Genomic DNA, 14125 nt, shown 5'->3' with positions numbered 1-14125 from the left:
AATTTGACTTCAGAAGTACCCTATTAACTCAATATTAACCTTTCTACATGTAAAATAGTTAATATAACATTGAGGTAGGTTGATGAACATAAGCACAATAGACAACACACTGCAAAATTACATAACAAAATACATTGAACAAACATTCGCTACACATGTGTCAGGCAATAGATATGACAAATTGTATAGGGAACTTCTAAGTGGTATAGAAGAGATAATAAAACTCACTATAAACGAAGCAAAACATTATGACAAAAGTTTGGAAAATCTATATAACGATTCAAGATTTAATAAGAAATTTATTCAAGCTGTTGCTAAACATCAGGTGTCGGAATTTTTAAATACTCACCCGAAAAGAAAAGAAATTGTTGCAGAATTTTACAATGAACATCACATTAACGAAAGTAATTTAAAGACTCTGGAGAAAGGGAAAGATTTAGTAAATAAAATAAATAACATTAACTTACTGCAACAAAATGAAAAAAATGAGGAATTCAATATTAGAAAGACACTTGCTCACTCAATAAAAATGCCTTCCATAGAAAAATACAAGTTAGAACATTCAAGATAACCTTAGTGAAGGGAGTGTTAAATAAACTGTGTCAAACCGAAAAAAAAGTAATAAATTGATATAAAAAAATGGAGGTTTGACAATGAGTCAGAAAGTAGTAAACAGAACTACCGGTTTGGTAGATTATAAAGAATTAGAAACAAATATCCTGTCGTCTATACGAGAAGGAAGACCGTTGACAGGAAGAGATGGAGCATTAACACCGTTTATAAAAAAGTTGCTGGAGGTAAGCCTGGAAGGTGAAATAGAAAACCACTTGTCGGCTGAAAGCGAAGAGAATAATCGAAGAAATGGGAGGAATGCAAAGACTTTACGTACAAGCGCAGGGTCATTTGAGCTTTTGACGCCAAGAGATAGGGAAGGAAGTTTCGAACCACAAATAGTCAAAAAAAGGCAAACAAACTTACATCCAGAGCTTGAAACGAAGATTTTGAGCACATTTGCCAGTGGTATGGGCTATAGAGATATAGTGTCACATGTTGAGGAAATTTATGATCACAAAATATCGGTGGCAGAGATATCAAGTATTACTGACAAATTGCTACCAGTAATCAACGAATGGCGTAGTCGCCCGCTGCAGTCTGTATATCCGATAGTTTTCATGGTTTTTTAAAGTCAAAGAGGACGGGCATTGCGTAAGTAAATGCATGTATAACATATTAGGCATAGATCAAAATGGCAAAAAAGAAGTATTAGGTTTTTATTTGGCTGAAAGTGAAGGAGCTAACTTCTGGTTGGGAGTGCTAAATGACCTCAAAGAAAGAGGAGTAGAAGATATCCTTATTGCCTGCGTTGATGGGCTGAAAAGCTTTCCTGCAGCTATAAACAGTGTCTTTCCTAATGCGGAAGTGCAGATGTGTATAGTGCATCAGATACGCAACTCACTGAAGTATGTGGCCAGTAAAGATGCGAAGAGTTTTTTGAGCGATTTAAAGAAGGTATATCAAGCTTCAAGCAAGGAAATTGCCGAGAATTATCTGTTGGAATTAGATGAAAAATGGGGCACAAAGTACCCTATGGTTATAAAATCTTGGCAGAATAATTGGGAAAACTTGTCTGGTTATTTTAAGTATTCTGGTCCAGTTAGGAGGATAATCTACACCACCAATCCCATAGAGGGGCTACATAGGCAAATTAGGAAATTCACTAAGACCAAAGGCTCATTTACCAGCATAAATGCCTTGTATAAGCAGGTATATTGTGCTATAAAGAAGGCAGAGGAAAAGTGGACGATGCCTGTACATGATTGGGCATTAACTATCTCTCAACTTGATGTTTTCTTTCCTGGCAGATTGAAAATTGAGTTGAACTAAAAATGCGGTTTGACACAGTTTATTTAACACTCCCTTAGTGAATATTTTTGACGCGGTGAAATGGGTAATTTATGGATAGTCTATTTCATTTTAACTCCTGGCACGCTTTAGTAATACTATCACATCCAATTTCTAATTGTTCCTGAGAGGTTGCATAAGAAATTCTGATAAAATTTTCTAGACCAAACGCAATTCCTGGAACCACAGCAACTAAATGATCCTCTAGCAGGTATTCAGTGAAATCAAGATCATTATTTATTACTTTACCACTTTTTGTACTCTTACTGAGCAATCCTTCACACGAGACAAATAAATAAAATGCGCCTTGCGGAATGGATGCTGATAATCCCGGAGCAGAATTTAGCTTTTTCACCATAAAATCTCTACGACTCTTAAAAATCCTTGTTCTTTCTTTCAAAAAACTATGGTCACCGTTTAATGCTGCTGCTGCTGCTGCTTGTGCTATCGAATTTGGGTTAGAAGTGCTCTGAGACTGCAGCGTAGAGATAGCTTTTACTACATCACTTCTACCTGCAATATACCCTATTCTCCAGCCTGTCATTGCATAGGCTTTTGACACTCCATTGACTACAAAAACTCTGTTGTAAAGCTTTGGCTCAACCTGAGTGATAGTAAAAAACTTTTCGTCGTATATTATATGCTCATAAATATCATCTGTAACGACATTCACATGTGGATATTCAAGTAATATTTGTGCTATGTCTTTCAATTCATCATATGTGTACACAACTCCTGCAGGATTGTTCGGTGAGTTAAGAATTAACCATTTAGTTTTTTTAGTTATCCTGCTTTTCAATAATTCCGCTGTCAGTTTAAAATTTTGTTTGCATTCCACTACAACTGGTAAGCCCCCAAAAAGATTTACCATATCAACATATGAAACCCAATAAGGAGCTGGAATAATAACTTCATCTCCAGAGTTAATTGTTGCCATAAACAAATTGAATAACACCTGCTTAGCGCCAGTACCAACACAGATTTGGTTAAACGTGTACTCGAGGTTATTATCCCTTCTTAACTTATTAATTATTGCTTCTTTCAGCTCACGCGTTCCATCAACAGCAGTATACTTAGTTTTACCTTCACTTATTGCTTGAATAGCTGCTTTTTTTATATGATCTGGAGTATCAAAATCCGGTTCTCCTGCAGCTAAAACACAGATCTTTTTTCCTTTATTTTTCAACTTATTTGCCTTATCAGTTACAGCAATCGTAGGTGATGGTTTTATTAGGGACATTCTTTTTGCAAGGTCTGACATATCTTACTGAAGCTAAATTCAAATGATAAACCCTGTACAGCAAAAAAGCTAGGAATTTTGTGTATTGTATTAGTAGCTTTTTACCAAATTCACCAACGCAGTGATATTTTCAACTGGAGTATCAGGGAGTACTCCATGTCCGAGATTAAATATGAAGGGTGAATCTCTAAAGCAATCTATTATACGTTTTGCTTCTTTTATTGCTTCCGTTTTATTATAGGCTAAAAGATTAGGATCAAGATTTCCTTGTAGAGGGATTTTTAGATTCGCTTTCGCCCATTCTATTGGGACATTATAATCTATACTTACTGCAGATACACCTGTTTGTTCGCAGTAATCCTTATAAAGATTTCCAGCAGACCTTGGAAATCCTATTATTGGAAAATCAGAAAATCTATCCTTTATTGCCAAGGTAATTCTCTTTGTTGGTTCGATAACATATTCTTTAAACAATGGTTCCGATAATGCACCAGCATTACTGTCAAATAGCTGAATAACATCTGCTCCAAATTCTATCTGTTTAATTAGATAAATAATCGTTGCTTCCGTTATTCGTTCAATTATTTCCTTCAAATACGAAGGGTAAAAATTTAATACTTTGGAAAAAGTTTTGCTGCTTCCACCTTCTATGATATATGAAGCTACTGTCCATGGGCCACCAGCAAATCCTATAAGAGACTTTTTTTTTGATAGCTGACTTCTGACTTTCTTTATAGCGTTTAGAATTGGTAAAATTTTAGCTTCAATGTCTTGTGGACTTTTCAATTCTTTAGGATTCTTTATAGGTTTTATTCTCGGGCCCACATTGCGCAGGAAATTCACGTCACAACCCAAAACATCAGCTATTATTAAAATGTCTGAAAAAATTATCGCCGCATCCACGTCAAATCTTGTCAATGGCTGTAACGTCAATTCTGTCACTAAATCTGTGTTGTAGCATATCTCCATAAAATTATTCATATTTTCCACTGCTTTGCGGTACTCAGGAAGAGACCTGCCAGCCTGACGCATTAGCCAAATAGGCACTCTTTCACCTGGCTCATTTTGTTTGATAACTTCTACTATTGTTGTTTTGCTGCTTTCCAATCTATTTTATCTATTTTTCTGTATACTAAAGTATAGTAGTAATAATAGTTCTATCAACAACTTGTTACTAACTTAAAATTCAGTAAAAATTGGCGTTGTTTAATTTGTGGATAAATATGTTAACAACTTCTATATGCTATTGATTTTCTGTTATGATTTATGTGTATAAGTAAGATGTTCAGAGTGTTAGTAATTTTCTTTTATGGAAAACATTTTACCATCATGCATTGTTACATAACTATGTATATGTCGTTGAAAAAACTGTTGATCAATTGTTGGTATTTTATATCAACAAATAATTCACAAATTAATTTGACATTATTCACATGCTTATTAAACATTTAATAACAGTTTTCTTGATAAATCTGATCTGAAAACGTTTTTGCCATTACAGGGAATAAATTGAGTAAAAAAGGAACCTTAGTAGAAAAAATAGCATATAGAATTTTTCTCTTCCTTTTCAAAAAAGCTTCTGTGTTGAAAAAGTGTGCGACTGAAGCATTAATGAAAGATCTGCCAGACCTTAATATATTTAATGGTCTATTAAAATTCCGCGATTGTGGTATAATGGATATAATGACTCCACGTACAGAGATATGCGCAGTAGACATTGAGTCAAGCGAGCGTGAAATAATAAAGAAGATAAAAAACACTTGCCACACTAAAATACCAATTTATAGAAATAACTTTGATAACGTAATAGGCTTTTTTTATGTAAAAGATGTTATTTTTAATAGGGATAAAAATTTTAATCTGAGAAATATTATACAAAGCGTAATATTTGTTCCGCCCTCGATGAAGACAACTAATCTTTTTGTTAGGATGAAATCTTCTAAGTCATACTTAGCTATTGTATTGGATGAATATGGTGGAACTGATGGTTTAATTTCAATGACCGATCTTATAGAGGAGCTAATACCAAACATTGATAGTGAGAACGAAATAAATTCAGAATATACCATTACTGAATTGTCTCAAAATAAGTTTGAAGTGTCAGCAAGGGTTCTTATAAAGGATATAGAAGAGGATCTAAAAATAGAATTACGTGACCCTGAAGAAGACTATGTTACACTTGGTGGTTTGATTCTTTCGATTGCTGGTAAAGTGCCTTCTGTAGATGAAGTCATTAAATATAAAAATGGTATGAAGTTTATCATCAAAGATGCAAATGAGCGCTACATTAATAAAATAGTACTAGACTTAAGTGATTACAAAAATTAGATTTGGTACCCCTTGTCGGGGAATGTCTTGCCTTGAAACGAAGAAAAAGTTGTAATAACCAAATATGCAACTCAAGGTATAGTTAAACCTATCTCCAGCAAATTATTTTCGCAAGTACAATGCATTTCAGCTTTATAGTACTCTAATAATAAAGAGGTCATATAGATATTAATATCTTTTGTATTTAAATTAGTGTCATTTTTTTTGATTAATTTGTCTACTAATGATTTGCTTATTGGTTTGTGTTCATTTAGAATTTTTATAGTTAATAGCATTTTATCTTCTGTTTGACTCAGTAAAACAGACACTAGTTCAACTTCCGCCACTGCGCTGGCTATAGTTAGCACCATATTAGAAATTATCTTATTTATCTTTTCAATTAAATCTTCCTTATTTTTTGCAGAGTATGCGTCTATTTTCCACGTAAGCTTTACTTTTTTTTTTAATAAATAATTTTCGATATTAGATTTGGTCTGATCAAAGCTGTAATTATCTGCTGAAGAAGAATATGCCTGCTTCATAACTTTATGTTTATATATTAAATCATCGGAGCTTTCTTTAAGAAACGACAACGCTTCCTTCTGCGCATCAGCATCGTTCTTATCTATTACTTCAAGCTCTTCTAAGCCAAACATTATTCCATTCATAGAGTTAGCAAAGTCATGAAGCAGCCGTCCTGATAGCAGCTCCTTTATTAACAGTATGTTTTTGATGTTTTTGTTCATTGGATAATTATAAATGATTTAAGTTACCCTATATTGGTAAACATATAATAGTCAATTAAGAGAAAGTTTCGTTGCACTTTTTATATCAAGGCATTAATATAGTATTAACAATTTTAAAATTTATAGAAGGATTATGAATACTTATATCAGATCAGGAATAGATCTTGAACTATATAATAAGTTAATAAAAGAAGTCAAGCCTATTGCTCAAGAAACTACTAGAGAAGAAGTAATCAGCGAAATAGGTTCATTTTCTGCGTTGTTTGATTTTGCTGCACTAAGTAAGAAATATGACCATCCAGTACTTGTTTCCTCAACTGATGGAGTAGGTACGAAACTATTGATAGCTCAAGAAGTGAATAGGCATGATACTATAGGTATAGATTTAGCTGCAATGTGTGTAAATGACTTACTTGCACAAGGAGCAACGCCTTTATTTTTCCTTGATTACTTTGCAACAGGTGTTTTGAGCAAGGACGTTTTATTATCTGTGGTCCAAGGCATTGCAAAGGGGTGCAAGCAAGCTAAAATAGCATTGGTTGGTGGGGAAACTGCAGAAATGCCTGGAATGTATGATAATAATCACTATGACCTTGCAGGGTTTGTGGTTGGTGTAGTTGATCGAAAGCAAATTCTTCCAAGCTGTAGCATGATGAAAGTAGGTGATTATATAGTTGGCTTAGAGTCAAGTGGAATTCACTCAAATGGGTTTTCTTTGGTGCGCCATATTTTCAAAGGCTTAGGTATAAATTATAACGACTCATCTCCATGGAATAATCAGCTTTGGAAAGAAGTGTTGCTCGAACCAACAAAAATATATGTTGATTCTTTGTTGCCTATTATGCCAAAGGTAAAAGGCATTGCACATATAACAGGTGGTGGCTTGATAGATAATATTCCGCGGATTCTTCCAAAAAACTTATTTGCAAACATAGACATTAATTCCTGGAAATGGCCAGATATATTTTTATGGCTAACAAAGGAGGGTAAAATAGAGAAGAAAGAAATGCTAAAAACATTTAATTGTGGTATTGGCATGGTATTGATCGTAAGTCCTGAGAATATGCAAAACGTGAAAAATCATTTCCAAAAACGTGGAGAAAAAATTGAAATTATTGGAAAACTTGATGAGGCATGTAACCCTCCACTTGATAGAGTAGTATTTAGTTAGTCTAACTTTACTGACAGTCTTTTTGCAACTTCTAGGTACGCTTCCTTTAAATCTCCTAAATTCAAACGAAAGACGTCTTTATCTAGCTTTTTATAAGTATTTTTATCCCATAACCTGCAGTTATCAGGGCTGATTTCATCGGCTAAAATGATTTTAGTACTGTCATTTATTAATCTGCCAAATTCTAACTTGAGATCAACTAAATATATACTTGCATTTGAAAATAGGTGGACTAAGATTTCGTTGATTTTTAAAGTTGTAGTTTTAACTTCATCCATTTCTTTGCTAGATAGCCAATCAAAATACAGTATGTGATTTTCATTCACCATTGGGTCGGCTAGGTCATCATTTTTGTAAAAAAACTCGATTATAGGAGATGTAAGTGCCTCACCTTCTTTGATATTAAAACGTTTGCAAAAGCTGCCAGCTGCAACATTTCTAACTACCACCTCAAGAGGTATTATCTTGAGCTTTTTGACTAGCTGTTCTCTTTCATTTAGAGTTTTTATAAAGTGCGTGCTAGTTCCTGCTTCTTCAAGCTTTTCCATGATAAAAGCACTAACATGATTATTAATTATTCCTTTGCCCTCAATAATTTCATATTTTTTCTTATTGAATGCTGTAACATCATCTTTAAAGTGCTGTATAACAGTTGATGAGTCTTCAGTTTCAATAATGGCTTTCGCTTTACCTTCGTATATTGTTTTATTCAGTGACATGCTTAATTTAACTATATATTATATCAATTTACTGTTCTTAGAGTATAGCTCCAAATAACTTAAAATAAACCTTAATGGCATTCAATGTTACAATATTAACCATATTTCCAGAAATGTTCCCCGGGTTTTTGAACTATTCTCTTGCCGGAAAAGCGTTAGAAAAAAAAATATGGAACCTTGAAGTAATAAATATTCGTTCTTTTGCGAAAGATAAACATTCAACTGTGGATGATGTTCCATATGGAGGTGGAGCAGGAATGGTTATGCGTTCTGATGTAGTTGGTGATGCAGTAGATAGTATGCTCTCTGTTCATAAAAACACTAAGTTTATTTACATGACTCCATCTGGAACTAAGTTTAATCAGAATATTGCCAGAGAATTATTAGAGTTTCCTCATATAACAATATTGTGTGGTCGATTTGAAGGTATTGACCAAAGGATAATTGATGCGTATACTCCTTATGAATTAAGTATCGGAGATTATATACTTTCAGGAGGTGAGCCAGCTGCGATGGTGGTTCTCGATGCATGCATTAGACTTCTTCCAGGTGTAGTAAATAATTCCGATAGTATTATTGAAGAAAGTTTTAGTTATGATGGTGGTATGCTTGAATATCCTCAATATACTAGACCTGAGCAGTGGAAGGGATATAAAGTACCTGAGGTTTTGTTATCTGGCAATCACAAAAAAATAAGTGATTGGAGGCAGAAGCAGTCTCATGTTATAACAAAAAAGCGTAGGCCTGAATTATTGAATGGAGAGATAAATGACAAATTTACTTAAAAAATTTAACGAACAGCAAATGCAAGTGTTAGCTAAAGAAATACCAGAATTTCGTCCTGGTGATGATTTGAAGGTCACTTTTAAAGTAGTTGACGGTGCAAGTGAACGTATACAGATATTTGGAGGTGTATGTATATCAAAAAGGAACCGCGGGTTGCATTCTTCTTTTGCAGTCAGAAAAGTGAGCCATGGAGAAAGTATAGTGTCTCAATTTTTTGTTTATTCTCCTGCACTGGTTTCAGTGCAAGTGACAAGAAAAGGAAAGGTTCGTAGAGCAAAACTGTATTATCTATGCAAACTATTTGGAAAAGCTGCAAGGATCAAAGAGCGTACTACTTATGTTAAAAAGAAATCTAAGTAGATACAATAGGGAGTGATGTCAATTGTGTCATCCCAGCACTTCCCCAGTGTCATCCAAGTAGCTGATACTGGGATCTACCTTATTCTATATCATGGATGTTATTTTTAGCATGGAGTCTGTTACCAATTGCCTGATTTGTAAATATTTTTATAACTGGATTCCAGTGTCAAGCACTGGAATGACATCAACGTTTATTAAAATGGACGTTTGTACAGCTGTGGGCTTGACGATAGGATCCAGGGAAAATAAATGAGTATAAAGAAAAAATTCCTTAAATTACTTCAGTCAAGGCGTGTACATGCTCGTATAAAAAGGAAAAATAAAAAGAACAGAGCGTTACGCTTTTGCTCTTTCACGGCACTAGTTATCTCACTTGGCTGTCCTGTGTGTATATTGTTGAGTATATTAGTTAACTCTTACAGTGCCTTAACAGTAACGAAAATTTTATTGCCAATTGAAATAAGTGCTGATCTTACTTTAACAAATAATCCTAGTGATTTGCGGTATAAGTCCATTGGCTTACTCAACGATTCTTTACGTAAGGTGTTTAAAGGAACTGATTTTAAAGACAGTGACGAAATTTTAAGTCGTAATTCTTACAAAGAACTAGAGAAATTTTTTCGTAAGAAAGTAAAAGATAGTGGTGAATATGAGATCTGGTTTACCGCGTCAAGTATAATTAATTCAATAAATAAAGATAAACATTTGAATGATCGTTATGCTAAATTACTTGATTGGCTAAAAGAAAAGAGGAGAGTGAAAAAATTTTTTAATAAGTCTTTATTCCTTAAATCTGACTCTTGTGAACCTGAGAATGCAGGGATTTTAGGGGCATTTATCGGTTCATTAATGACAATTATAGTGTGCCTAGCATTAGCATTACCAATAGGAATTATGTCGGGCATCTGTCTTTACGAATTTATGCCTAAAAATAGGCTAATGACTAATATTGTAGAAATTAGCATGAATAATCTTGCTGCAGTGCCTTCAATAATATTTGGTGTAGTGGGCTTAACTCTCTATCTTGGCATATTTGGGCTACCGCGCTCTTCACCACTTGTTGGTGGAATGACTCTTTCATTTATGATGTTACCTAATATTATAATTGCAACAAAAAATGCCTTTGCGAATGTTCCTATTACGATAAAAGATGCAGCGTTTGCGCTCGGTGCGCCTCACATCAAGGTGATATTAGATCACTCTTTACCGATTGCGTTACCAAGAATAATACATGATACTGTGCTTGCAATTGCAAGGATTTTAGGTGAATCTTCCCCTTTACTTATGATAGGTATGGTGGCATTTATTGCTGATACACCTACGTCCTTTTTCGATCCGGCGACTGTTCTGCCTGTGCAAATATACATATGGTCAAGTAGTCCTGAAATTGCATTTATTGAACTTGCTGCTATTGCAATTATAGCTTTATTATTGGTGTTATTTGCGTTAAATTTAGTAGCAAATTTTGTAAAAAAGAAATTCGAATTTTTTAATTTTTAGCAATTCATGAAAATCACAGTCCTATCTGGTTATGGCTTAAATTGCGAAAAAGAAACCGCATTTGCATTTATGGAATGCAGCAGAAAACTTGGTATTAGTAATATTGAAGTAAAAATCGTTCACATTAATGATATCATAGATAATCCAAGTGAACTGAAATTAAGCAATATACTTGCAATTCCAGGAGGTTTTTCCTATGGTGATAACACTGGTGCTGGTAATGCGTTTGCTTTACGTATTAAAAACAACTTGTTGGATGAGTTTCAAGAGTTTTTATCTCAGGACAAGCTGATTATAGGAATATGTAATGGTTGTCAGATATTAGTAAAATTAATTCCAGAGTTCTCTAGTCTAGCTTTAATCCATAATGATATAGGCAATTATCAATGCCGTTGGATTAGAGTGGGAGTTAATCCGCAGAGTAATTCTGTTTGGCTACGGGGCCTGAGTGAACTATATCTCCCTATTGCTCATGGGGAAGGCAAATTTTTTATGGATCAAGATATTTTGAACCAATTGATTGAGAGCAATTCCACCGCATTACGTTACATTGATGAAAATGGCAACTATGCTAACCTACAATTTCCTTACAATCCGAACGGATCTACATACGACCTAGCAGCTTTATCAGATAAAAGTGGAAGAGTGCTAGCTTTAATGCCCCATCCAGAGAGGGGAATATTTTTTACTCAGCAAGATAATTGGCCTCTTGAAAAAGAAAAGAGCAAGCGTTTAGGTATTGCTGTGCCAAAATATGGTGATGGAATGCTTATATTTGAAAATGCACTAAAGTATTTTTGTTAAAATTTATTGGTAGGGGTTTATGGTCGAAATTATCCCCTGATATTGCAAAAAATTACTTTACAAGTTTCGCCAGTCCCCTTATTATGATAATAAGGGTATTTATGACTCAAAACTTGTTTTTGACCTGCAGGCTCAATGACAAAATTCAGTAAAAAACTCAGGGTATTTATTGGCGGATTACATAAAATTATAGCGGCTGCATGTCTTTTTTATTTTTTCTACATTCAGCCAAATCGCGCTTATTTTAAGCGTTAGCACATTATTACAGCGCCACTTACAGTAATATAGAGTCAAAACTCGCACCACGGGAGTTCTTTGCCTTTTTTTTTATTTGGTAAATTTCTTAATGTTTGTAGCTAAAGCAACTTAAGAGACCGAAAATGGTGTCATTCCAGCGCGTGACGCTGGAATCTAGTCTTTATTATGCAGCCACTTATTTAAAGTTAAGTTTTCTGGATCCAAGTAGTCAGGGCACTGGGATGACACCTTGACGATTTGAAGAATCGTCATCCCGCTACTTGTTAGCGGCTAAGAGATACCGCGGCGGTATGACGTAGGGACTCCGCCAACAATATTGGAAGAAATCTGAAACTTGAGAAAACTATTTCCCGAAAGCTTCTACAAAAAGAACAGAGAGTTGAATTTATTTATAGAGCTAGTGATCAAATAACCATATGTCTCGATGAATAATAAATGGGAGAGCTAATGGGCAACAAGAAATTAATAGTTTGTATTCGTTGTAGTTATGAAGTGAATAGATTAGCAGAGTTGTATCTATTAGATGCATATGAAAAATTAGTGTTAAGTAAACCAATAAAAGTGAGCAAAAAGGAAGAAAACTCTGAATGTAAGAAAGTAGATTTGAGGAGGGTTAAATGGTAACAGTTAGATTATATGCAAGAGTTTCTTCAGGGAGACAAGCACAAGAAGGTACAATAGCAAGTCAAATTGCTGCTATAGAGAATCAAATTAGTATGGACGGACATAAATTATTAAATGAATATAAATTTATTGATAATGGTTCTAATATAATCCGTCCTGGTTTAGAAAAATTACGTGATAAAATAGCAGAAGGTAGCATTGATAAGGTTTATATTCATTCTCCTGATCGTTTATCTCGCAAGTATGCATATCAGATGGTATTACTTGAAGAGTTCAAGAAACTAGGAGTAGAAGTCATTTTTTTTAATTAGCGATAATCCAGAATCTCAATTACTATTACAAATGCAAGGTATGATAGCAGAATATGAACGTGCAAAAATCATGGAAGGAAGCTGCCGAGGAAAGATTTATGCAGCCAATAAGGATTATATAAGTGTAATGAGAGCTGCTCCTTATGGCTATCATTATATAAATAAAAATACAGAGACAGGACAAGCCTTATTTGAAATTTATGAAGAAGAAGCTGAAGTTGTGCGTAAAGTATTTTTTTGGGTAGGAAGAGAAAGAGCGAGTATAGGAGAAGTATGTCGTGGGCTAAGTGCTATGTCCGTTATGACGCGAACAGGAAAAGAATATTGGGATAGGGCTGTAGTTTTGAGTATGTTAAAAAACTCTGCTTATAGAGGACAAGCAGCTTTTGGTAAAACAAGGTTAGGCGTAAAATTAAAACATATAAGACCAAAAAAAACTCCTGCGAGCAACCAAAAGATAATTATTCTACTTATCCTGTTCCAAAAGAGGATTGGATTTATATTAAAGTACCTAGTATAGTAAACGAAGATTTATTTGATATAGTTCAAGAACAATTAGCAGAGAATAGAAAAATAGCAAGAACAAGACAAAGAGGAGCAAGATATTTATTGCAAGGTTTAGTAGTATGTAAGCTTTGTAATTATGCATATTATGGTACTAGCACTGCAAGGAATAAGGAGGGAAAAAAACTAATAATCAGGTGTATTATCGTTGTATTGGCACGCCGTTTTGGTGGTAATAAAATGTGTAACAACAAATTAATTCGTACAGATACATTAGACATAGCTGTGTGGGAAGAAGTAAAGCATCTATTAAAAAATCCGAATAGAATATTAGAGGAGTATAAACGAAGACTTTCAGAACTTACCACTAGATCAAAAAAGCGCTTTGCTTGAAGCACAAGAAGATAAATTAAAACGTGGTATTGCAAGGTTAATTGATAGTGATGCTCAAGAATATATTGATCAAGAAGAATTTGAGCCAAGAATTAAAGCAATGAAACAAAACTTAAAAATGGTTGAAGAACAAAAGAAAAAAACATTTGATCAGAAAAAACTCACACAAGAGTTCACTCTAGTAGTAACAAATTTAGAGGGATTTTCCTCTAGTATTAACTCAAGTCTTGATAATGCAGACTGGCTAACTAAACGTGATATTATTAGAACGTTAGTTAAGCGAATTGAGATTAATTTTGAGGATGTGAACATCGTGTTTAGAGTGAAAGAGCTTCCAGACTCTTCTCATGGGGAGAAAAATCAATACTTGCAATGTTGTTGTAGGGGTAGTCATCCCGCTACTTGTTAGCGGGATCTAGAGATACTGCGGCGGTATGACGTCTCGCTTGGGTCAGCTATACCTTTTTTCTACTTAGTTTGGGTTATGCAAGAAGTCTATT

General features: G+C 34.2%; 16 protein-coding genes and 1 pseudogene. 13 read left to right on the top strand and 4 right to left on the bottom strand.

The window, feature by feature from the left end; all coding sequences use genetic code 11:
* Positions 1–82 precede the first annotated feature (82 nt).
* Positions 83–571 carry a hypothetical protein gene (locus tag ABWU23_RS06285; protein WP_353270972.1) on the top strand — a complete coding sequence of 163 codons (489 nt, stop codon included), beginning with the start codon at positions 83–85 and terminating at the stop codon, positions 569–571.
* A gap of 82 nt (positions 572–653) precedes the next feature.
* Positions 654–1884, top strand: a pseudogene (locus ABWU23_RS06280) (IS256-like element ISWpi15 family transposase).
* An 85-nt stretch (positions 1885–1969) separates the two neighbouring features.
* Here ABWU23_RS06280 and ABWU23_RS06275 read toward each other — a convergent pair.
* Both ABWU23_RS06275 and hemE read right to left on the bottom strand, forming a co-directional pair.
* Positions 1970–3163 (bottom strand): pyridoxal phosphate-dependent aminotransferase, encoded by a 1194-nt coding sequence (locus ABWU23_RS06275; RefSeq protein WP_264687845.1) that lies wholly within the window; start codon positions 3161–3163, stop codon positions 1970–1972.
* A gap of 69 nt (positions 3164–3232) precedes the next feature.
* Positions 3233–4249, bottom strand: a complete 1017-nt coding sequence (gene hemE, locus ABWU23_RS06270) for a uroporphyrinogen decarboxylase (RefSeq protein WP_353270971.1) — start codon at positions 4247–4249, stop codon at positions 3233–3235.
* Between the two features lie 402 nt (positions 4250–4651).
* Between hemE and ABWU23_RS06265 the strand changes: the two genes are divergently transcribed.
* Entirely contained in the window at positions 4652–5470 is an 819-nt protein-coding gene (locus ABWU23_RS06265; RefSeq protein WP_253307227.1) for a transporter associated domain-containing protein, read from the top strand.
* A gap of 71 nt (positions 5471–5541) precedes the next feature.
* Here ABWU23_RS06265 and ABWU23_RS06260 read toward each other — a convergent pair whose 3' ends face one another.
* Positions 5542–6195: a histidine phosphotransferase family protein gene (locus ABWU23_RS06260; protein WP_353270970.1), complete on the bottom strand. Its 654-nt coding sequence runs from the start codon at positions 6193–6195 to the stop codon at positions 5542–5544.
* Between the two features lie 133 nt (positions 6196–6328).
* Here ABWU23_RS06260 and purM point away from each other — a divergent pair, with 133 nt between their 5' ends.
* Positions 6329–7366, top strand: a complete 1038-nt coding sequence (gene purM, locus ABWU23_RS06255; protein WP_353270969.1) for a phosphoribosylformylglycinamidine cyclo-ligase — start codon at positions 6329–6331, stop codon at positions 7364–7366.
* Here purM and purC read toward each other — a convergent pair.
* Positions 7363–8085 (bottom strand): phosphoribosylaminoimidazolesuccinocarboxamide synthase, encoded by a 723-nt coding sequence (gene purC, locus ABWU23_RS06250; RefSeq protein WP_253307224.1) that lies wholly within the window; start codon positions 8083–8085, stop codon positions 7363–7365. The two genes, purM and purC, sit on opposite strands and share 4 nt — an antisense overlap.
* 74 nt (positions 8086–8159) lie before the next feature.
* Between purC and trmD the strand changes: the two genes are divergently transcribed.
* The 9 genes from trmD (at position 8160) to ABWU23_RS06205 (ending at position 14034) form a co-directional block, all read left to right on the top strand.
* Positions 8160–8870: a tRNA (guanosine(37)-N1)-methyltransferase TrmD gene (gene trmD, locus ABWU23_RS06245; RefSeq protein WP_264328690.1), complete on the top strand. Its 711-nt coding sequence runs from the start codon at positions 8160–8162 to the stop codon at positions 8868–8870.
* Positions 8854–9231, top strand: coding sequence for a 50S ribosomal protein L19 (gene rplS, locus ABWU23_RS06240; RefSeq protein WP_253307222.1), 378 nt, complete (start codon positions 8854–8856; stop codon positions 9229–9231). The genes trmD and rplS overlap by 17 nt, the downstream gene beginning before the upstream one ends.
* 249 nt (positions 9232–9480) lie before the next feature.
* Positions 9481–10731: a PstA family ABC transporter permease gene (locus ABWU23_RS06235; RefSeq protein ID WP_353270968.1), complete on the top strand. Its 1251-nt coding sequence runs from the start codon at positions 9481–9483 to the stop codon at positions 10729–10731.
* 6 nt (positions 10732–10737) lie between these two features.
* On the top strand, positions 10738–11535 hold the full coding sequence (locus tag ABWU23_RS06230) for a phosphoribosylformylglycinamidine synthase subunit PurQ (protein ID WP_264687850.1): 798 nt from the start codon (positions 10738–10740) through the stop codon (positions 11533–11535).
* Positions 11536–12240: 705 nt separating this feature from the next.
* Complete coding sequence (locus ABWU23_RS06225; protein ID WP_264687851.1) at positions 12241–12417, top strand: hypothetical protein; 177 nt, start codon at positions 12241–12243, stop codon at positions 12415–12417.
* A complete protein-coding gene (locus ABWU23_RS06220) occupies positions 12411–12728 on the top strand; it encodes a recombinase family protein (protein WP_264687852.1) in 318 nt (105 codons plus the stop codon). The genes ABWU23_RS06225 and ABWU23_RS06220 overlap by 7 nt, the downstream gene beginning before the upstream one ends.
* A gap of 31 nt (positions 12729–12759) precedes the next feature.
* A complete protein-coding gene (locus tag ABWU23_RS06215) occupies positions 12760–13248 on the top strand; it encodes a recombinase family protein (protein ID WP_353270967.1) in 489 nt (162 codons plus the stop codon).
* 89 nt (positions 13249–13337) lie between these two features.
* Positions 13338–13625, top strand: coding sequence for a zinc ribbon domain-containing protein (locus tag ABWU23_RS06210; protein WP_253307215.1), 288 nt, complete (start codon positions 13338–13340; stop codon positions 13623–13625).
* Positions 13618–14034: a hypothetical protein gene (locus tag ABWU23_RS06205; RefSeq protein WP_253307214.1), complete on the top strand. Its 417-nt coding sequence runs from the start codon at positions 13618–13620 to the stop codon at positions 14032–14034. The genes ABWU23_RS06210 and ABWU23_RS06205 overlap by 8 nt, the downstream gene beginning before the upstream one ends.
* The last annotated feature ends 91 nt before the right edge of the window (positions 14035–14125 follow it).

It is taken from the genome of Wolbachia endosymbiont (group A) of Hedychridium roseum, assembly GCF_964028325.1.
In the GTDB taxonomy this organism is placed as follows: domain Bacteria; phylum Pseudomonadota; class Alphaproteobacteria; order Rickettsiales; family Anaplasmataceae; genus Wolbachia.
This window is presented reverse-complemented; position numbering and strand designations above follow the sequence as displayed.